Here is a 17,044-nt window from a genome sequence, read left to right on the forward strand (position 1 = left end):
CAGCGGCCTTTGTCAGTCAGCCATGCTGTTTCAAGCGTACTCAGCCAAGGCGGTCTTCATCTTCTTCATCGCAGCCACTTCGATTTGACGGATGCGCTCAGCACTCACGCCGTACTCGGCGGCCAAGTCATGCAGCGTCATGCCGCCTGAACCGTTGTCTTCCACCTTCAACCAGCGTTCTTCCACAATCCGGCGGCTGCGTTCGTCCAGCACATTCAGTGCGGCGGCAATGCCATCAGACGCCAACACATCGCGCTGATGCGCCGCGATCATGGCCGTGGGTTCGTGGTTGGCGTCGGTCAAATAGGCAATTGGACCAAACGCATCTTCGTTGTCGTCGCTGGAAGTGGGGTCCAGCAGCACATCGCCACCGGCCATGCGCATTTCCATCTCCACCACCTCTTCGGCTTTGACATTGAGCTTGTGTGCCACAGCCTCCACTTCTAGTGGATTCAAGGTGTCACGGTGGGTATCGGCATCCATGGCTGACGCATCGGCCTTGAAGCCTTGCTTCATGGAGCGCAAGTTGAAAAACAATTTGCGTTGTGCCTTGGTCGTGGCCACCTTGACCATGCGCCAATTCTTCAGGATGTACTCATGAATCTCGGCTTTGATCCAGTGCATGGCGTAGCTCACCAAACGCACGCCTTGGTCGGGGTCGAAGCGTTTGACTGCTTTCATCAGCCCCACATTGCCTTCTTGAATCAAGTCGGCGTGCGGCAGTCCGTAGCCCAAATACTGGCGTGACACCGACACCACTAAGCGCAGGTGTGAGAGCACCAGCTTTCCGGCCGCTTCAATGTCGTTGTTGTCTCGCAATTTGCGTGCGAATTCCTGCTCTTGTTCAAGCGTGAGCATGGGCAAACGGTTGGCTGCTGAAATATAAGCATCCAAGTTACCCAGCGGCGGCACCATCGCCCATGGGTTGGTGACGGTCAATGCAGATTGTGTGAGTGTTGTCATGTGTAGCCCTTTCGGTTACCAGTTATGCAATATTAGCACTCTTCGATCTGGAGTGCTAATTCTCAGGGGTTTACCCTAAATTGCTTCCGCTTTTGCAGCGTGTGACAAATACATCATTACCAAAATTAAATAAAAAGTGTCAATTTTCTTGTTAGTACCAAATATAATTATTTTACTTATTTTTAAATAAAAAGGTTTATTTATGGTGGCTGGTATACACAAGGAAGTCGATCATCAGCGTCGCATGCTGGGTGCGACAGCAATGGCCTCGATATTGCCAAGCGCCGCATCTGCGGCTTCTGAGCCCCAAGCGCCATCGGTGTCGAAGGGCCATGTGAACTTGCGGCTGGTTGCCGCTTGGCCAGATACCTTGTCAGGGCCGGCCCATATCTTGAAGCGCATGGCCTCTAAGGTCAAAGCCATGTCGGGTGGCACGCTGACGATTGAGGTGGTGTTTGCCAACCAAACCAAGCTGTCTGCATTGCAATTGTTCGATGCGGTGGCCAGTGGCGAGATCGACATGGCGCATTCCACAGCGTATTACTGGACCTCGCGATCCTCCGCCTTCAATTTCTTTTCCACGGTTCCTTTTGGCATGATGGCCGTGGAACATTACGGCTGGTTGCGACATGGCGGAGGCTATGCGTTGTGGCATCAACTCTGTGCACAGCGTGGTGTAGTGCCCATGCCATGCGGCAATACAGGTGTCCAAATGGGGGGGTGGATGACCAAACCCATCACCTCTTTGGCATCGGTGAAAGGTCTCAAAATTCGATACCCTGGTCTGGGTGGTGAGATCTTCAAAGCCTTGGGTGCCCAGCCTGTGACCTTGCCCGCCGTTGACATCAAGCCCGCGCTGTTGGATGGCCGCCTGGATGGTGCCGAGTGGGTGGCTCCCTGGAGTGATCTGGAGATGGGCTTGCAAGACGTGTGTGACTACTACTACGCACCCGGATTCCACGAGCCCGGGCACACCCTGGAGTTGCTGATCAACCAATCGCTGTGGAACAAGTTGTCGCCCTCGCACCGCGCCATCATGGAGAGCTACTGCTGGGGTGAGTTCACTGAAACGCAAGCGCATTTCTATGCGGAAAATGCCCATGCGCTGGATCGATTGCGTGCGATCAAAAAACTCCAGATCTTGCGCTTCCCCAACGATGTCGTGAAAGAGTACAGAAAAAAGACACCAGACGTGATTCGCAGTGTGGTCGAAGGCGATGCCTTTTCGCGCACGGTGTACGAGAGCTACTACGCTTATTTACGCCAGCAACTGCGCTGGGCAGAGCTGTCAGACCGGGCCTATTGGCAGGCACGCTACATCTGAGGCACGGGGTGACCATGTTTTGTGGGGCATGTCGTCATGCGTAGTGCGGCAAAGGCCACGTGGCTGCAACGAAAAAGTGTTTTGATTTGGGGCACTTGGGCGGTGGTGGCGTGCATGCTCTTGTCTTTGGTCGGGCTGTATGTCTTCAGCGCGCGTCAACAAGTCCAAGACAGCGCGTGGGCTGAAGCAGACGCTGAGGCCAAACTGGTGGCACTCAGTGTCCAGGCGCGCACCCAACACGTGGACGATATCCTGGTCCACACCCGCGATTCGTTTGAGCGTTACGGGCCTGGGCTGACAGAAAAAGATGCTTTGCTCAAATCAAAAAGCTCTTCGGCAGACGTTCCGTATCTGGCCATCTTGATCGTCAACACGGCAGGCGACGCCATCTTGTCGCTGCCCAGCAATGATTTCCAAGCCGATTTTTCAAAAATTGCCGAGGAAGCTGGCACACATGCCGATGACGGACCGTTTGCGGCGTCAGTCGCCACCCTTCTAGGGCATTTCTTTGTGCGTGCAGTTCCGTTGCGATTTGCCGATGGCACTTACGCAGGCGCTGTGGTGGGCGTGCTCGATCCAGCATGGCTCAAGAACACCTTGACCCATCTGGCAGCACCCGATGACTTGGTCATGACCATCAAACAAGCGGATGCGGTGATCGCGCGCAACTTTCGCACAGAGAGCGCTGCCTTGGTGCAAGGGGCCGATGTGTTGATGCCCGGACACCGCACACAGTCGATCCCGTCTTTGGATGCTGTTCTAGAAGTGCAGCTCAGGCGCGATGTGCTGGCCCAAAAAACGAATCAGGCCCTGGAGTTCCTGGTCACGGTTGTCTTGCTCGCCATCAGTTGCCTCACGCTGGGGGCGATTTGGTTGCAACGTGCTGTGTCGCAGACCATCGAAAGTGTGCTCAAGGCAGAACTCGCGAACCGATCGGCACTCATCAAATCCCGCTTCTTGGCCAATATGAGCCACGAGCTGCGCACGCCCATGACGGGTGTTTTGGGCGCGGTCGATTTGCTCATGGACACCCAACCCACGTCAGAGCAAAAAAACTTTCTCGATCTGATTCGCCGCTCCGGGCAACACCTCATGGGCATCCTCAACGACGTGTTGGATATCTCTCGCATCGATGCCTACGCCATCACGCTGGATGTGCGTCCGACCTTGGTGCTCGACGTCATTGAAGACGTGGTGCAAATGCTCATGCCACGTGCGCATTTGCAAGGCGTGGCCTTGTACGCCCAAATTGAGCTGGCCGACACCACCCGCGTCGACGCCGACGCTTTTCGTCTGACCCAGATACTGACCAACCTCATTGGCAATGCCGTCAAATTCACGCCCCAAGGTCATGTGCAGGTCAAAGCCAGTTTGAAAAAAATTGACGATGCAGACATCTTGGACATTCGTGTCACAGACACAGGCATTGGCATTGAGCAGGAGCAGTTGGCCCATTTGTTCCAGCACTTTTACCAAGCAGACACCACCGCCAGTCGACGTTTTGGCGGCAGTGGCTTGGGTTTGGTGATTTCCAAAGAACTCGCTGAATTGATGGGTGGACAAATTTCAGTCACCAGTCGTCTGGGGCAGGGCAGTTGCTTCACCTTGTCGTTGCCCGTTAAAAACATCCAGTCTTGCACTCCTCAGAACATGGGCGAGGCGCACAGCCCCACACAGCAACCGGTGTTCTTATGTCTGCAAGATGATTTATTGCGTCAATCCATGCAAACCCACTTGGATCATTTGGGCACGCCTTGGCAAGATTGCGCAGAGGCTCAGTGGAAAGACGTCACCTCCGAGCTGGTGATCTTTGATCGCCCAACGTATCAAAAATTCTCTGAATTATTTCAATGTCACAGTGCTTGTGCCTTGATTGAAACTGGTTTATCCGACCGTGACAAAGCAGGGCAGGCTCACCCGACGGGTCGGCCGCTCAATATCACCGTGTTGAACGAGCCTGTGCGACGCAAAGATATCGCCGCACTCATCCGCACCCGTGGGCGCAGTCCAGACGCACTGGCACACCTTGAGTCCAAAGACCCCGTGCAGTCGTCCAACCTGGCACCACTCCAGCACATGAAAATTTTGGTGGCAGAAGATAACGTGGTGACGCAAAAAATCCTCCAGGCCTTCATGCGTTCCCTGGGTTGCGATGCCTCGTTTGTTCTCAATGGCCGTGCTGCCATTGACGCCATGTGCGTCGAGACCTTTGATCTGGTGTTGATGGATTGCCACATGCCAGAGGTCGATGGCTACACCGCCACACAAGAGATCAGACAAATGGAGGCGTCAGACCCACAGCGTCGCCGTACACCGATCTTGGCTTTGACTGCCGCCACCACCGACTCTGATGTGCAGCGCTGCTTCGCCGTGGGAATGGATGAGGTGTGCAGCAAGCCCATCAGCCGTCAAGATTTAGAGGCCAAGTTGTTGCAATGGCAATCAAGAGCACCAACCCGTGATGAGGCAGAGGCAACGCAGGCCCTGTTCGCACAAGACACTTAGGCCGGGCCTGCGTGTGGTGGTCCGCTGGTCGATGCACGCACTACCAACTGGGGCCGCAGCACCACGGTCGCGTCTTGACTGCCCGGTCTTTGACGCAAGGCGTCCAGCAGCAAACGCGCAGCCCTAAAGCCCATCTCGTAGTGCTGAATCCGCACCGAGGTCAGTGGCGGATTGACCTGATCCAGCAAAGGCATGTCGTTATGGCCCACGATCGACACCTCCTGTGGCACGCGGATGCCCGCGCGCTGTAAGGCTTGCAGCGCACCCAGTGCGATCAAATCATTGGCAGTCACCACAGCCGTGAACGGTTTTTTCTGGCGCAATGCCAGCAACTGCTGCATGGCCATATCGCCGCTGTCAATGGCGTAAGACTCGGCGCTCACGATGTGCGTGGGTTTGAGTTTGTGCTCGCGCATGGCTTGCTCAAAGCCCATGCGTCGCGCCAAACCGGTTGACAGGCTCTCGGGCCCTCCCAAGTGGGCTATCTGTCGATGGCCCAAGCCCACCAAGTGGTCCACGGCCAAGCGCATGCCCAGCATGTCGTCGCTGATCACGGCAGGCAAATGCCCTCGGCCATCGGTGCGGTTGATCAACACAATCTGCGCGCCACTCTGGCGCAAGCTCTCCAGCCACGCGTCGTCACGCGTGGCCGTGGCCACCAAAAAACCTTCCACCCGTTGCGCTTGCATGCGCTCCACCGCCACTTGCGCGGTGTGGCTGCTGTTTTCGGGCCGCGAGGTGTTGGCCAGCAAGGCAAAGTAACCGGCTTCGTCCAGCGCATCTTCAATGCCACGCAAGATCGGTGGGAACACCGGGTTGGTGATGTCGGGCAACAGCACCCCAATGGTTTTCGAGCGGCCACGGCTCAGCGCTGCGGCGGCATGGTTGGGGCGGTAGCCCAGCTCACGTGCAGCTGCTTCGATGCGTTGCAGCAAATCGGGCGCCACCAAATGGCGTCGGGCTGGGTCGATGGCGCGTGACACCGTGGACTTGTGCACCCCCAAGTGCTTCGCCAAGTCTTGCAGGGTAGGGGCGGTGGATCGCGTCATTCAGGCATTTTATTGCAACCGGTCGCTTCAGAGACAAAGAGTGAAATCCACGATGGATTTGCATCGAAAATAGGTTTATCTTTGCAACCGGTTGCATATTTTTCATAGGAGTTCATTCCCATGTCTCACGTCACTGATTCACTGGTCTTGCCGACCACGCCCGACACCGTTTTGCCATTGGTCTTAGAGGTCATGGCACGCACGCCCGACCCACGCCTGCGCGAACTGCTGTGTTCGCTCAGCACCCACATGCACCAGTTCGTGATCGAGAACCAGGTCAACGAAAAAGAGTTTGAACGCGCGGTCAAGTTCTTGGTCGGCATTGGCCAAGAAACTGGCGAAACCAAAAACGAAGTCATCTTGGCGTTTGACTTGTTCGGTGTGTCCACCCTGGTGGCCATGCTCAACAACCCCCCCGGAAAAGAAGACGAGTCATCCAAAGCAGGCTTGTTGGGGCCGTTCTGGCGTGCCAATGCGCCGGTGTGCCAACCGGGTGACAACATCGTGCGCTCTGACACACCCGGCATCACCATGGAAGTGCGTGGCGTGGTCTACGACGCGCAGGGCAAGCCCGTGCCCAACGCCAAGGTCGATGTGTGGCAAGCCTCGCCCGTGGGCTTGTACGAAAACCAAGACCCCAACCAAGCCGACATGAATTTGCGCGGTCTGTTCACCACCGATGCACAGGGCGCCTACTTCTTGCGCACCGTGTGTCCTTCTGGCTATCCCGTGCCCACCGATGGGCCTTGCGGCGAGTTGCTCGATGCGCAGTTGCGCCATCCCAACCGTCCCGCGCATTTGCACTTCATGATCTCCAGCCCCGGCCACAAAGTGTTGATCACCCAGGTGTTTGCCGACGACGACGTCAACCTGGCCAGCGACCCAGTGTTCGGTGTCACCGCCCCCTTGGTGGGTCACTTTGAAAAACACACCGTCAACGGCCAGACCGTGGCCCAGCTCACCCAAGACTTCCACTTGGTGCCCGGCGAGATGGTGTTCCCACACCCACCCATTCCTTGATCGACTTGGACGTACCGTTCACGTCAACCCACTTCAACTATTTTTGTTATGACCACCACTTTTGAACCCACTGAGTCTCTGGCTGGCCGCGTCGCTGTCATCACTGGCGGCACCGGCGGCATTGGCGTGGCCACCGCACGCCGCCTGGCCAAATTGGGCGCGCGCTGCGTGTTGCTCTACAACAGCGCCGCACCCGATGTGGCAGCGGCCCATGCGGCCTCTCTGCCTGGCACAGGCCACCTCGCGTTCCAGGCCCAAGTCACCGACAGCGTTTCGCTCAAAGCTGTGGCCGAGCAAGTGGGTGCGCAGTGCGGCGCGGTGCACATCTTGGTCAACAGCGCGGGTTACACCAAAGCCGTGCCAGCAGCCGACTTGGAAGCCTTGAGCGACGAGCTGATCGACGACATCTTGAAGGTCAACTTCCGTGGCGTCATCGCCACCATCCGTGCGTTCATGCCCTTGCTCAAGCAGTCGCAAGACGGTTTGATCGTCAACATCTCCTCCATCGCAGGCTTCACCGGCACCGGCAGCAACCTGGCCTATGTGGCCGCCAAGGCCAGCATCGACGTGGTGGGTGACGCCTTGGCCAAGGCCTTTGCGCCGCATGTGCGCGTGATCTCGGTCTCGCCCGGCGTGGTCGATTCGAGCTTTGTGCCCGGTCGCGGTGCCGACTTCAACGAGAAGGCTGCTGCCACCATCCCGCTGCGCCGCATTGGCACCGTCGACGACGTGGCCGCCGCCGTGCAAGCCTGCGCCACCACCTTGCGTTATGTCACCGGCACCCGCTTGGTGGTCGACGGTGGTCGTCATCTTTGATTGAAAGAACTCCCATGGCTTCTAAAACTTTGTTGACCTGTGCCGTCACCGGCAACATCACCACGCCTGACCAAACGCCCCATCTGCCCATCACGCCCACGCAAATTGCCAACGAGTGTTTGGCTGCCGCCGAAGCGGGGGCAGCTGCTGTGCACATCCATGTGCGCGACCCGCAAACGGGCAAGCCGTCGATGGAGGTCGAGCTCTACCGCGAGGTGATGGACCAGGTGCGTCGCGGTAACCCAGAACTCATCATCAACCTCACCACGGGCCCGGGCGGGCGCTTCATTCCCAGCCACGACGATCCGCGTGTGGCCGCGCCGGGCTCCACCCTGGTGCAGCCCGAAAAACGTGTCGAGCATGTGCGCGTGCTGCGCCCCGACATTTGCTCACTCGACTTGAACACCATGAACTCCGGTCCTGATGTGGTGATCAACACCCCTCGCAATGTGCGCATCATGGCCAAGATCATGCGCGAGGCGGGTGTCAAACCCGAGCTGGAAATTTTTGACTCTGGCGATATCCATCTGGCGCGCGACCTGATCGCCGACGGCACGCTCGACGGCCCCGGCATGTGGACCTTTGTCACCGGCGTGAAGTACGGTTTTTCGTCCTCGCCCGAGACCTTGATGTACGCCCGCAGCCTGCTGCCTGCGGGTGCCATTTGGTCGGCCTTTGGCATTGGCCGTTTCGAGTTTCCCTATGTCGCCCTGGCCTACCTCAACGGCGGCCATGTGCGGGTGGGCATGGAAGACAACATTTACCTGGAGAAAGGCGTGTTGGCCAAGAGCAATGCCGAGCTGGTGCTCAAAGCCAAACGCATCGTGCAAGACCTGGGGGGCGAATTGGCCACCCCCCGTGAAGCGCGTGCCATGCTCAACCTGCCTGCGCGTGCCTGAGTGACTGAAAGAAACAAGATGACGATTGAGAAAACTTCCCTGCACGCGGTGCGCGTGAACACCAAGGTCACGGCCATTGCCGACCTGGTCACCAGCCTGGAGGTGCAAGCCCCGCCCGCTTTGCAAGCCGGCCAAGCCTTGGTGCGTGTGCGCAGTGCGGGCGTCAACCCCAGCGATGTGAAAGCGGCCATTGGCATCATGCCGCAGGCCGTGTTTCCGCGCTCACCCGGTCGCGACTACGCCGGTGTGGTGGTCGAAGGCCCGAGCGCTTGGGTGGGCAAAGAAGTGTGGGGCTCCGGGGGCGACCTCGGCATCACCCGCGACGGCTCACATGCCGGCTGGTTGGTGTTGCCCGAGGCCGCCTTGCGCGAAAAACCCAGCCGTTTGAACTTTGACCAAGCCGGCTCTGTGGGCGTGCCCTTTGTCACCGCCTACGAGGGCTTTCGCCGCAGCGGCATGCCCCAAGCCGGGCAAACCGTGGTGGTGATGGGCGCCAACGGCAAGGTCGGCCAAGCAGCGGTTCAACTCGCCGCGCAAGCGGGTGCCCAAGTGATTGCCGTGCGCCGTCAAGCTGGCCCTTGGGAAGGCCCTTCAGGCCCCGGCGTGCACAGCATCGACGCACGCAGCGAAGACGTGGCTGCGCGCATCCGCGAGCTGAGCAACGGCAAAGGTGCGCACATCGTGTTCAACACCATGGGCAGCCCGTATTTCGAAGCCGCCAACAAAGCCATGGCCAAAGGGGCCACGCAAATCTTCATCTCTACGCTCGAGCGTCCGGTGCCGTTTGACATATTCACCTTCTACCGTGGCATGCACACGTATGTCGGCATTGACACCCTGGCGCTGGATTGCGTACAAACCAACGAGCGCATGGAAGGCATGCGCGCCGGTTTTGACGCAGGCACCTTGCACCCGTTTGAAGTTCAAGCCGATGCGACCTTTGGTTTGGACCAAGCCTTGTCTGTCTACCGCGAAGTGTTGGCGGGTGCCACCCGTCGCATTGTGTTCAACCCCTGATTCACCCAGAGCCCGCCATGAACCTGACCCGCATTGACCAAGCGCCCGAATACTTTGCCCCCAACCACGACAACATGCAGTGCTTGCGCCTGCAAGGCCGCGAGGCCGGGCCTGCGGTGCAACTGTGGATGGGCATGTCCATCCTGCAACCCGGAGGACAAACCGGGTTGGACCCTTCGCCCATTGAAAAACACTACGTGGTGTTAGAGGGCTCACTCACCGTGGTGAGCGAGCTCGATGGCGTGCAAACCCGTCACATCTTGAACCGCTTCGACTCGTGCCGTTTTGCACCTGGCGAGAGCCGCCAAATCATCAACCACACCCAAGATGTGGCGCGTATTTTGTTGGCCATGCCTTTTGACCCGCCCGCTGCTTGATGCTGTCTGTTGCATCTGTTGTTTGAGCTTTTAAAAAATACCAGGAGACCTCCATGACCGCTTCCCACATCACCCGCCGTCAAACCCTGCAACTCGCCGCTGCCGGTCTGTCTTCGCTCGCACTCGGCGCACACGCCCAAGTGGGCGACTGGCCCAAGGCCAAAGCCATCACGTTTGTGGTGCCCTTCACCGCAGGCAGCGGCACCGACGTGATTGCCCGTGCTGTGGCCGAAAAACTCGGTCCCATCCTGGGCTCGCAAATCGTCATCGACAACAAAACCGGTGCAGGCGGCACCGTGGGCGCAGCCTTGGTGGCCAAGGCTCCGGCAGACGGCTACAGCGTGTTGATTCACAGCTCGGGCCATGTGGTCAATCCCGCGCTCTACCCCAAGCTGCCTTATGACACCTTGAAAGACTTTGACGGCATCACCCCGCTGGCCAGCTTGCCCAACGTGATCGTGGTCTCGCCCAGCAAAGGCTACAAAGATGTGGCCGATTTGGTGGCCAAAGCCAAAGCCCAACCCGGTCAGCTCAACTACGCCTCCGCTGGCAATGGCTCGGCCACGCACATGAACGCCGAAAAGTTTCGCGTGGCGGCTGGCATCCAAGCCCAGCATGTGCCTTACCGTGGCACGCCTGAGGCCTTGACCGAAACCGCGTCGGGTCGCATCGACTGGTTCTTTGCGCCCTTGGTCTCGGCCTTGCCTCTGATCCAAAGCGGTCGCCTGCAGGCCTTGGCCGTCAGCACCGCGCAGCGTTCACCGCTGCTGCCCAATGTGCCGTCCATCTCCGAGGCAGGTTTTGCTTCCGCCGCTTACACCTTCTGGGTGGGGGCGTTCATCACTGCCAAAACGCCCAAAGCCATCGTGGACCGTTTGCACGAGGGTATGACCAAGGTGTTGGCCCTGCCCGATGTGCGCGAGCGCTTGGAAAAGCTGGGCGCTGCCGCCATGCCCATGCCACAAGCCGCGTTTGAGAAATTCTTGGACGACGAAACCCGCTCAGCGGGCGAGTTGGTCAAGGCCGCAGGGATTCGTCTGGAGTAAGGCCAGGGCTGCGCCGTCAAGGCGCCGCGAATTGCTCGGTGCCCACGATGCCGAGCTTGGTCAAGCCTTGGCGTTGGGCGCTGGCCAACACACCCGCCACCGCCTCGTACTTGGCTTTGCCTTGGGCTTTGATGTGCAGCTCAGGCTGGGGTTGTTGGGTGCTGGCTTCTTGCAGCAAGGCGTCCAACGCCGCGCGATCGGCCAAGGGCTTGCCATTCCAGTTCACCACGCTGCGTGCATCCACTTCGATGCGCACGATGTTGGGTTTTTTCAGCGGCGGTGGGCTGCCCACCGGCATGTCCAGGTTGACCGAATGCAACTGGATCGGGATGGTGATGATCAACATGATCAAGAGCACCAGCATCACGTCGATCAGCGGCGTGGTGTTGATGTCCATCATCACCTCGGGTTCTGGCTCGGTGTGTAACGAGGGCAGTTGGCTGTTCAAGGGGCTGTTCATGGCGTGCCCTGCGGTTCGGTGACAAAACGCACCTTGGTCAAGCCCGCGCTTTGCACCGCATACAGCACGCGTCCCACGGCTTCAAAGTCGGCTTGTGCGTCGCCACGAATTTGCACTTCGGGCTGCGGTTTTTTCTCGGCCAAGGCTTGCAACTGTTTCGTCAAATCGGCCTGCGAGCGCACCGGCGCATCGTAAAAAAATGCGCGGCCCTGCGCGTCGATCGAGAGCACGATGTTGTCCGGTTTGGTTTCGCGCGGCTGTTGTGTCTCGTGTGGCAAGGCCACCTTGACCGAGGTGGTCACCACCGGAATGGTGATCAAGAAAATGATCAGCAACACCAACATCACATCCACCAAGGGCGTGGTGTTGATGGTGGTGAGCAGCTCGTCGTCCGACGCACTCGGACCCAGGTGCATGGCCATGGTGTTTACTTCGGCGCAGAGCCCAACAACACCGCGTGCAAGTCGGCCCCAAAGGCTTGCACCTCTTCCATCGCCACTTTGTTGCGGCGCACCAGCCAGTTGTAGCCCAGCACCGCAGGCACAGCCACGGCAAGACCAATGGCCGTCATGATCAATGACTCACCCACAGGCCCCGCCACTTTGTCGATGCTGGCTTGGCCTGACATGCCAATCTTCACCAGTGCGTTGTAAATGCCCCAGACGGTGCCAAACAAGCCCACAAACGGCGCGGTCGAGCCCACGGTGGCCAGCACAGCCAAACCGTCTTGCATGCGGCTTTGCACATGGGTCATAGCGCGTTGGATGCTCATGGTGATCCAAGTATTCAAGTCCACATGGCCCAACAAGCCATCGTGCTTGCTGGCACCTTCCAAACCTTTTTCAGCGATGAAGCGAAACGGGCTTTCAGCATCCAGCCCATCCGCGCCCTGACGCACGCTGCCCGCTTGCCAAAACGAGGCCTGTGCCGCTTGGGCAAACTTCATCACGCGGCTTTGTTCTGCCAGCTTGGTGAAGATCACATACCAACTGCCCATGCTCATGAGCACCAAGATCAGCAGCGTGCCCTTGGCCACCCAATCGCCTTGTGCCCACAAAGCAGACAAGCCATAGGGGTTGTCCACGATTTCTTCGGCGGCGAAGGCGCTGGCGCTGAGCAGCCAAGCCATCAGCCCGAGGACGACGTGGGGGAGTTTGCGTGTGAACATGGAAGTTTCCTTCGGTCTGAAATGTAGGGTGTGTTATTCCAAGCGCCAGGCGTAGCGGATGCTGGCCCAGCTTTGCTCGGGCTTGCCATCCACCGTGCCAGGACGGAACTGGCACTTGGCGAGGGCATTGCGCGCGGCGTCATCCAAGCGCGGGTAGCCCGATGTTTTTTCAATCTCGGCTTGCAGCACGCGGCCATCGGTGCCAATCAAAAAGCGCAGCGTGACCGTGCCTTCTTCTTCCAGGCGGCGTGAGGCGCTCGGATAGTCGGGCTTGGCGCAGGTGGCACCGGGTTGAATCACCGCAGCAGTTTTCACAGGGGGTGCTGTGGGCGCGGGTGGTGCTGGCGGTGCTGTGCTGGGGGCGGGTGCTGGCGTTGCTGGCGCGACCGGCACATTGATCACCGGCGCGGTGGTGCTAGGCACCACAGGTGCGGGCGCTGCGGGCGCAGGTGTAGGCGACGGTGGCGTTTTAGGCGCGGGCGGGGGAGGGGGCGGCTTGGGCAGGCTGTCTGACAGCAGCAAGGCCTCCACCGTGTTTTCTGTGATCTTGACCACTTGGCGTGCCAAGCCCGACTGGATGGCCCACAACAGCAAGCCATGCAAGACCAACACCCCAGCAATGCCCATCACGTGACGGCGCGGCGTGCGTTGGCGAGAGGCGTAGCTGGTGTTGAAAGACGGGGATAAAGACAAAGTAGGCAGAGGCTGAAAAGTTGTCGCGATTTTAGGCGCGCTCCTGTGAACAACATGTGAAGCGTGCATGTCACGTCGCGCACGCCCGGTCTTTGTGAGATGGCCTGTCGCCTCAGGTCACAGGCGCGGGGTTGAACAGCACCAGTGCGTTGTGCAGCTTCCAGTGCTCGGCCCAGGTTTTGTGGCGACCACTGGCCACGTCGAGCATGAGGTGGAACATCTCCCAGCCCACCTCTTCAATCGTCTTGTCGCCATCGGCAATCGTGCCGGCGTTGATGTCCATCAGGTCATGCCAACGTCTGGCCAAGTCTGTGCGTGTAGCCACTTTGATCACCGGCACCTCAGCCAAACCATAAGGCGTGCCGCGTCCGGTGGTGAACACATGCAAGTTCATGCCAGCGGCCAATTGCAAGGTGCCACAAATGAAATCGCTGGCGGGCGTGGCGGCATAGATCAAACCTTTTTGATGCAGCTTCTCGCCGGGCGAGAGCACGCCAGAGATCGGGGCGCTGCCCGACTTGACGATCGAGCCCATGGCTTTTTCCACGATATTGGACAACCCACCTTTCTTGTTGCCTGGGGTGGTGTTGGCGCTGCGGTCGACCCGACCCCGTGCCAGGTAGGCGTCGTACCAAGCCATCTCGCGCACCATGGCTTGGGCCACCTCGGGCGTGCTGGCGCGCGAGGTGAGTTGGTCAATGCCATCGCGCACCTCGGTCACCTCGGAGAACATCACGCTCGCGCCTGTACGCACCAGCAAGTCGGTGCAAAACCCCACCGCCGGATTGGCGGTGACGCCGGAGAACGCATCGCTGCCCCCGCACTGCACACCCACCACCAATTCGCTGGCGGGCACGGTTTCACGGCGCCGTTGGTTGAGTCGCGTCAGGTGGCGTTGGGCTGTGGCCATGATGTGCTCAACCATGGACATGAAGCCCACATGCGCATCGTCTTGCAAGCACACCACGTCCAGCGCTTCACCGCGCTGGTCGTTGATGGGAATGGCGCCGGGTGGCATCAAACGCTCGGGCTGCAATTTTTCGCAACCCAGGCTGACCACCATCACTTCGCCACCAAAGTTGGGGTTGAGGCTGATGTTGCGCAGCGTGCGAATGGGTATCTCGGCCCCGTCGGCATCGATCGCCACACCGCAGCCATAGCTGTGCTCCAAACCCACCACGTCGTCGACGTGGGGAAATAGGGGCAGCAACTCCGCCTTGATGCGTTGCACAGCAAACGACACCACGCCCGAGACACATTGCACGGTGGTGGTGATGGCCAAGATGTTGCGTGTGCCCACCGAACCATCGGCATTGCGGTAGCCCTCAAAGGTGTAGCCCTCCAGTGCGGGCAGCGGCTCGGGCTTGACGGTGGCCATGGGCAAGTGGTCGAGCCCACGCGCCGCAGGCATTTGCAACAAGCGCTCATGCACCCAACTGCCCGCCGCAATGTCTTGCAAGGCGTAGCCGATGGCCATGCCATAGCGCAGCACCGCGCTGTGGGCGGGCAAGTCGTGCAGCGCCACTTTGTGCCCTTGCGGCACATGGTCTTTCAAGGTCAAGCCCTGTTCCAACTCCGTGCCCGCGGGCAAGCCCCCGTGGTTGGCCACGATGGCGACGTTGTCGCTGGCATGCATGCGGATGGTGAGCGGGCGCATCAAAGTCTCCAGTGGATGTGTGCTATCTTTACGCCAATGATAGCGGTACCATTATCGCGCTTGCAACCAAACCCATACCAGCCCATGTCGGAGTCGGACCACACCAAACGCACACGCCGCAGCAGCGGGGCCATTACCTTGCGTGATGTGGCCATGCTGGCCGGTGTGGCCCCCATCACCGCCTCGCGTGCCATCAACACGCCGGCCCAGGTGTCGCCCGACGTGCTGCGCAAAGTGCAAGAGGCCGTGCAGCGTACCGGCTACGTGCCCAACCGCATGGCCGGCGGCCTGGCGTCGTCGCGCAGCCGCTTGATTGCCGCTGTGGTGCCCAGCACCGTGATGTCGGTGTTCATGCAAACCATTGAGGCCTTGAACGACACCTTGTTCGATGCAGGCTACCAACTGATGTTGGGCCAATCGGGCTACTCGGCGGCGCGCGAAGAGACCTTGCTCGAAGCCATCATTGGGCGACGCCCAGACGGCATTTTTCTGACCGGCATCTTGCCCCCCGGCAAAGGCCGCACCCGCCTGCTGGCCTCGGGCATTCCGGTGGTCGAAACCTGGGACTTGACCCCTACGCCGATTGACATGCTGATTGGCTTTTCTCACTCGGACATTGGCCGTGCCGTGGCCCGTTTTTTGATCGGCAAAGGGCGTCGCCGCTTTGCCATCGTGCGGGCCGAAGATGAGCGCGCAGACCGACGCACCGTCGCCTTTCAAGAGGTGCTGGCCCAGCAAGGTTTACCGCCTGCTGAGGTGGTGAATGTGGGGGCCTCGCGCTCCTTGCGCAGTGGGCGCGATGCCATGGCGCACATCTTGTCGCACAGCCCCGAGGTGGACGCTATTTTTTGCAGCTCTGACTTGCTGGCGCTGGGCGTGGTGACCGAGGCGCGCGCCCAGCAGGTCTCGATTCCTGAGCGCGTGGCGGTGGTCGGTTTTGGCGACGTGCCCTTTGTGGCCGACATGGACCCGGCACTCACGACGGTGCGCATCAACGGGGGCGACATAGGCCTTCAAGCTGCCCAGTTTTTGATGGCCCGCGCCGAAGGCCGCAGCGTTGCGCCGCGCATTGTGGATGTGGGGTTTTCCATCGTGGAGCGTGCCAGCACCTGACTGGCGTAAACCCTAGGCCAAACCCATTGACGCGCCAAGTTGTGTTCGCTAGCATGCCTTGGCCGATTTGGTAGCGCTACCAAATTGATCTTTACCCAACCCGTCTGCTTGTATGACCTCACCTGCCACACCTTTGTACAAACGCCTATTGCTCACCGGTGCTGCGGGAGGCTTGGGACGGGCCTTGAGGCCACGTTTGACGGCGCGCTGCGAGGTCTTGCGCGTGAGTGACCTGGCCGACTTGGGCGCAGCCCAGCCCGGCGAAGAAGTCCAGCAGGTGGCTTTGCAAGACCGCGCCGCCGTGCTGGCGCTGTTGGACGGCGTGGACGCGGTGGTTCACCTGGGTGGCATTTCTACCGAGCATGCGTTTGACGACATCTTGCAGGCCAACATCGTGGGTGCCTACAACCTGTACGAGGCAGCCCGCATCCACGGCACGCGACGCATTGTGTTTGCCAGCTCCAACCATGTGACGGGTTTTTATAGGCAAGACGAAGTGGTCAGCCCCACCATGCCCGTGCGCCCCGACAGCTATTACGGCCTGAGCAAAGCCTTTGGCGAAAACCTGGCCCGTTTTTACTTTGACCGCTACGGCATCGAGACCGTGTGCTTGCGCATCGGCTCTTCGTTTCCCGAAGCCAAAGATCGTCGCATGCTCGCCACCTGGATGAGCTATGACGACTTGGAGCGCTTGGTGGTGGCCAGCCTCAGCTCGCCCGTGGTTGGCTACAGCGTGATTTACGGCATGTCCGACAACCACCACGTGTGGTGGGACAACACCTCGGCCAAACACATCGGCTACCGCCCGCAAGACAGCTCTGAGCCCTTCCGATCTGCTGTTGAAGCACGACAGCCAACGCTCGATCTCACCGACCCCGCCGTGATTTACCAAGGCGGCGGCTTTGTCAAAGCCGGACCTTTTTAAACAACTCAACCA

General features: G+C 59.5%; 18 protein-coding genes. 10 read left to right on the top strand and 8 right to left on the bottom strand.

Annotated features, from left to right (window positions below; all coding sequences use genetic code 11):
• Positions 1 to 30: 30 nt before the first annotated feature.
• Together rpoH and B9Z39_RS17025 are read right to left on the bottom strand one after the other, a co-directional pair.
• Entirely contained in the window at positions 31 to 963 is a 933-nt protein-coding gene (gene rpoH / locus B9Z39_RS16050) for an RNA polymerase sigma factor RpoH (protein ID WP_100147626.1), read from the bottom strand.
• Positions 964 to 1,197: 234 nt separating this feature from the next.
• The gene (locus B9Z39_RS17025) at positions 1,198 to 1,386 is read right to left on the bottom strand and encodes a hypothetical protein (protein ID WP_158269521.1); all 189 of its coding nucleotides are present in this window, start codon (positions 1,384 to 1,386) and stop codon (positions 1,198 to 1,200) included.
• Here B9Z39_RS17025 and B9Z39_RS16055 point away from each other — a divergent pair.
• Both B9Z39_RS16055 and B9Z39_RS16060 read left to right on the top strand, forming a co-directional pair.
• A complete protein-coding gene (locus B9Z39_RS16055; RefSeq protein ID WP_158269522.1) occupies positions 1,364 to 2,287 on the top strand; it encodes a TRAP transporter substrate-binding protein in 924 nt (307 codons plus the stop codon). The genes B9Z39_RS17025 and B9Z39_RS16055 overlap by 23 nt on opposite strands.
• A gap of 36 nt (positions 2,288 to 2,323) precedes the next feature.
• A complete protein-coding gene (locus tag B9Z39_RS16060) occupies positions 2,324 to 4,792 on the top strand; it encodes an ATP-binding protein (protein WP_108302558.1) in 2,469 nt (822 codons plus the stop codon).
• Here B9Z39_RS16060 and B9Z39_RS16065 read toward each other — a convergent pair.
• Positions 4,789 to 5,841, bottom strand: a complete 1,053-nt coding sequence (locus B9Z39_RS16065; RefSeq protein ID WP_108302560.1) for a LacI family DNA-binding transcriptional regulator — start codon at positions 5,839 to 5,841, stop codon at positions 4,789 to 4,791. The two genes, B9Z39_RS16060 and B9Z39_RS16065, sit on opposite strands and share 4 nt — an antisense overlap.
• Positions 5,842 to 5,961: 120 nt before the next feature.
• On the opposite strand from B9Z39_RS16065, the gene B9Z39_RS16070 reads away from it, so the two are divergent.
• The 6 genes from B9Z39_RS16070 to B9Z39_RS16095 are packed head-to-tail and all read left to right on the top strand — an operon-like array spanning position 5,962 to position 11,016.
• The gene (locus tag B9Z39_RS16070) at positions 5,962 to 6,861 is read left to right on the top strand and encodes a dioxygenase (RefSeq protein ID WP_233249047.1); all 900 of its coding nucleotides are present in this window, start codon (positions 5,962 to 5,964) and stop codon (positions 6,859 to 6,861) included.
• Between the two features lie 48 nt (positions 6,862 to 6,909).
• Positions 6,910 to 7,677 carry an SDR family NAD(P)-dependent oxidoreductase gene (locus B9Z39_RS16075; protein ID WP_108302562.1) on the top strand — a complete coding sequence of 256 codons (768 nt, stop codon included), beginning with the start codon at positions 6,910 to 6,912 and terminating at the stop codon, positions 7,675 to 7,677.
• 14 nt (positions 7,678 to 7,691) lie between these two features.
• Entirely contained in the window at positions 7,692 to 8,576 is an 885-nt protein-coding gene (locus B9Z39_RS16080; protein ID WP_108302564.1) for a 3-keto-5-aminohexanoate cleavage protein, read from the top strand.
• A gap of 18 nt (positions 8,577 to 8,594) precedes the next feature.
• The gene (locus tag B9Z39_RS16085; protein ID WP_108302566.1) at positions 8,595 to 9,593 is read left to right on the top strand and encodes a zinc-binding alcohol dehydrogenase family protein; all 999 of its coding nucleotides are present in this window, start codon (positions 8,595 to 8,597) and stop codon (positions 9,591 to 9,593) included.
• A 17-nt stretch (positions 9,594 to 9,610) separates the two neighbouring features.
• On the top strand, positions 9,611 to 9,970 hold the full coding sequence (locus B9Z39_RS16090) for a cupin domain-containing protein (protein WP_108302568.1): 360 nt from the start codon (positions 9,611 to 9,613) through the stop codon (positions 9,968 to 9,970).
• Positions 9,971 to 10,023: 53 nt separating this feature from the next.
• On the top strand, positions 10,024 to 11,016 hold the full coding sequence (locus tag B9Z39_RS16095) for a tripartite tricarboxylate transporter substrate binding protein (protein ID WP_108302570.1): 993 nt from the start codon (positions 10,024 to 10,026) through the stop codon (positions 11,014 to 11,016).
• 16 nt (positions 11,017 to 11,032) lie between these two features.
• On the opposite strand, the gene B9Z39_RS16100 is transcribed toward B9Z39_RS16095, so the two are convergent.
• The 5 genes from B9Z39_RS16100 to garD all read right to left on the bottom strand — a co-directional run bounded on the left by B9Z39_RS16100 (position 11,033) and on the right by garD (position 14,994).
• Complete coding sequence (locus B9Z39_RS16100; protein WP_108302572.1) at positions 11,033 to 11,476, bottom strand: biopolymer transporter ExbD; 444 nt, start codon at positions 11,474 to 11,476, stop codon at positions 11,033 to 11,035.
• Complete coding sequence (locus B9Z39_RS16105) at positions 11,473 to 11,898, bottom strand: biopolymer transporter ExbD (protein WP_108302574.1); 426 nt, start codon at positions 11,896 to 11,898, stop codon at positions 11,473 to 11,475. Before B9Z39_RS16105 ends, B9Z39_RS16100 begins: the two co-directional genes overlap by 4 nt.
• A gap of 5 nt (positions 11,899 to 11,903) precedes the next feature.
• Entirely contained in the window at positions 11,904 to 12,605 is a 702-nt protein-coding gene (locus tag B9Z39_RS16110; RefSeq protein ID WP_233249050.1) for a MotA/TolQ/ExbB proton channel family protein, read from the bottom strand.
• Between the two features lie 72 nt (positions 12,606 to 12,677).
• Positions 12,678 to 13,337, bottom strand: coding sequence for an energy transducer TonB (locus B9Z39_RS16115; RefSeq protein WP_233249048.1), 660 nt, complete (start codon positions 13,335 to 13,337; stop codon positions 12,678 to 12,680).
• Positions 13,338 to 13,449: 112 nt separating this feature from the next.
• Positions 13,450 to 14,994: a galactarate dehydratase gene (gene garD, locus B9Z39_RS16120; RefSeq protein ID WP_199221234.1), complete on the bottom strand. Its 1,545-nt coding sequence runs from the start codon at positions 14,992 to 14,994 to the stop codon at positions 13,450 to 13,452.
• 84 nt (positions 14,995 to 15,078) lie between these two features.
• Between garD and B9Z39_RS16125 the strand changes: the two genes are divergently transcribed.
• Together B9Z39_RS16125 and B9Z39_RS16130 are read left to right on the top strand one after the other, a co-directional pair.
• Positions 15,079 to 16,107, top strand: coding sequence for a LacI family DNA-binding transcriptional regulator (locus B9Z39_RS16125; protein ID WP_108302582.1), 1,029 nt, complete (start codon positions 15,079 to 15,081; stop codon positions 16,105 to 16,107).
• Positions 16,108 to 16,219: 112 nt separating this feature from the next.
• A complete protein-coding gene (locus tag B9Z39_RS16130) occupies positions 16,220 to 17,032 on the top strand; it encodes an NAD(P)-dependent oxidoreductase (protein ID WP_108302584.1) in 813 nt (270 codons plus the stop codon).
• Positions 17,033 to 17,044 lie beyond the last annotated feature (12 nt).

Origin of the sequence: Limnohabitans sp. JirII-29, assembly GCF_003063395.1 — a bacterium.
Classification (GTDB): domain Bacteria; phylum Pseudomonadota; class Gammaproteobacteria; order Burkholderiales; family Burkholderiaceae_C; genus Limnohabitans.

Bases quoted from the DNA above. Each gene is read 5' to 3' on its own strand.
- rpoH (WP_100147626.1), bottom strand. From the start codon at position 963: ATGACAACACTCACACAATCTGCATTGACCGTCACCAACCCATGGGCG.
- B9Z39_RS16055 (WP_158269522.1), top strand. From the start codon at position 1,364: ATGGCCTCTAAGGTCAAAGCCATGTCGGGTGGCACGCTGACGATTGAG.
- B9Z39_RS17025 (WP_158269521.1), bottom strand. From the start codon at position 1,386: ATGGCTTTGACCTTAGAGGCCATGCGCTTCAAGATATGGGCCGGCCCT.
- B9Z39_RS16060 (WP_108302558.1), top strand. From the start codon at position 2,324: ATGCGTAGTGCGGCAAAGGCCACGTGGCTGCAACGAAAAAGTGTTTTG.
- B9Z39_RS16065 (WP_108302560.1), bottom strand. From the start codon at position 5,841: ATGACGCGATCCACCGCCCCTACCCTGCAAGACTTGGCGAAGCACTTG.
- B9Z39_RS16070 (WP_233249047.1), top strand. From the start codon at position 5,962: ATGTCTCACGTCACTGATTCACTGGTCTTGCCGACCACGCCCGACACC.
- B9Z39_RS16075 (WP_108302562.1), top strand. From the start codon at position 6,910: ATGACCACCACTTTTGAACCCACTGAGTCTCTGGCTGGCCGCGTCGCT.
- B9Z39_RS16080 (WP_108302564.1), top strand. From the start codon at position 7,692: ATGGCTTCTAAAACTTTGTTGACCTGTGCCGTCACCGGCAACATCACC.
- B9Z39_RS16085 (WP_108302566.1), top strand. From the start codon at position 8,595: ATGACGATTGAGAAAACTTCCCTGCACGCGGTGCGCGTGAACACCAAG.
- B9Z39_RS16090 (WP_108302568.1), top strand. From the start codon at position 9,611: ATGAACCTGACCCGCATTGACCAAGCGCCCGAATACTTTGCCCCCAAC.
- B9Z39_RS16095 (WP_108302570.1), top strand. From the start codon at position 10,024: ATGACCGCTTCCCACATCACCCGCCGTCAAACCCTGCAACTCGCCGCT.
- B9Z39_RS16100 (WP_108302572.1), bottom strand. From the start codon at position 11,476: ATGAACAGCCCCTTGAACAGCCAACTGCCCTCGTTACACACCGAGCCA.
- B9Z39_RS16105 (WP_108302574.1), bottom strand. From the start codon at position 11,898: ATGGCCATGCACCTGGGTCCGAGTGCGTCGGACGACGAGCTGCTCACC.
- B9Z39_RS16110 (WP_233249050.1), bottom strand. From the start codon at position 12,605: ATGGCTTGGCTGCTCAGCGCCAGCGCCTTCGCCGCCGAAGAAATCGTG.
- garD (WP_199221234.1), bottom strand. From the start codon at position 14,994: ATGCGCCCGCTCACCATCCGCATGCATGCCAGCGACAACGTCGCCATC.
- B9Z39_RS16125 (WP_108302582.1), top strand. From the start codon at position 15,079: ATGTCGGAGTCGGACCACACCAAACGCACACGCCGCAGCAGCGGGGCC.
- B9Z39_RS16130 (WP_108302584.1), top strand. From the start codon at position 16,220: ATGACCTCACCTGCCACACCTTTGTACAAACGCCTATTGCTCACCGGT.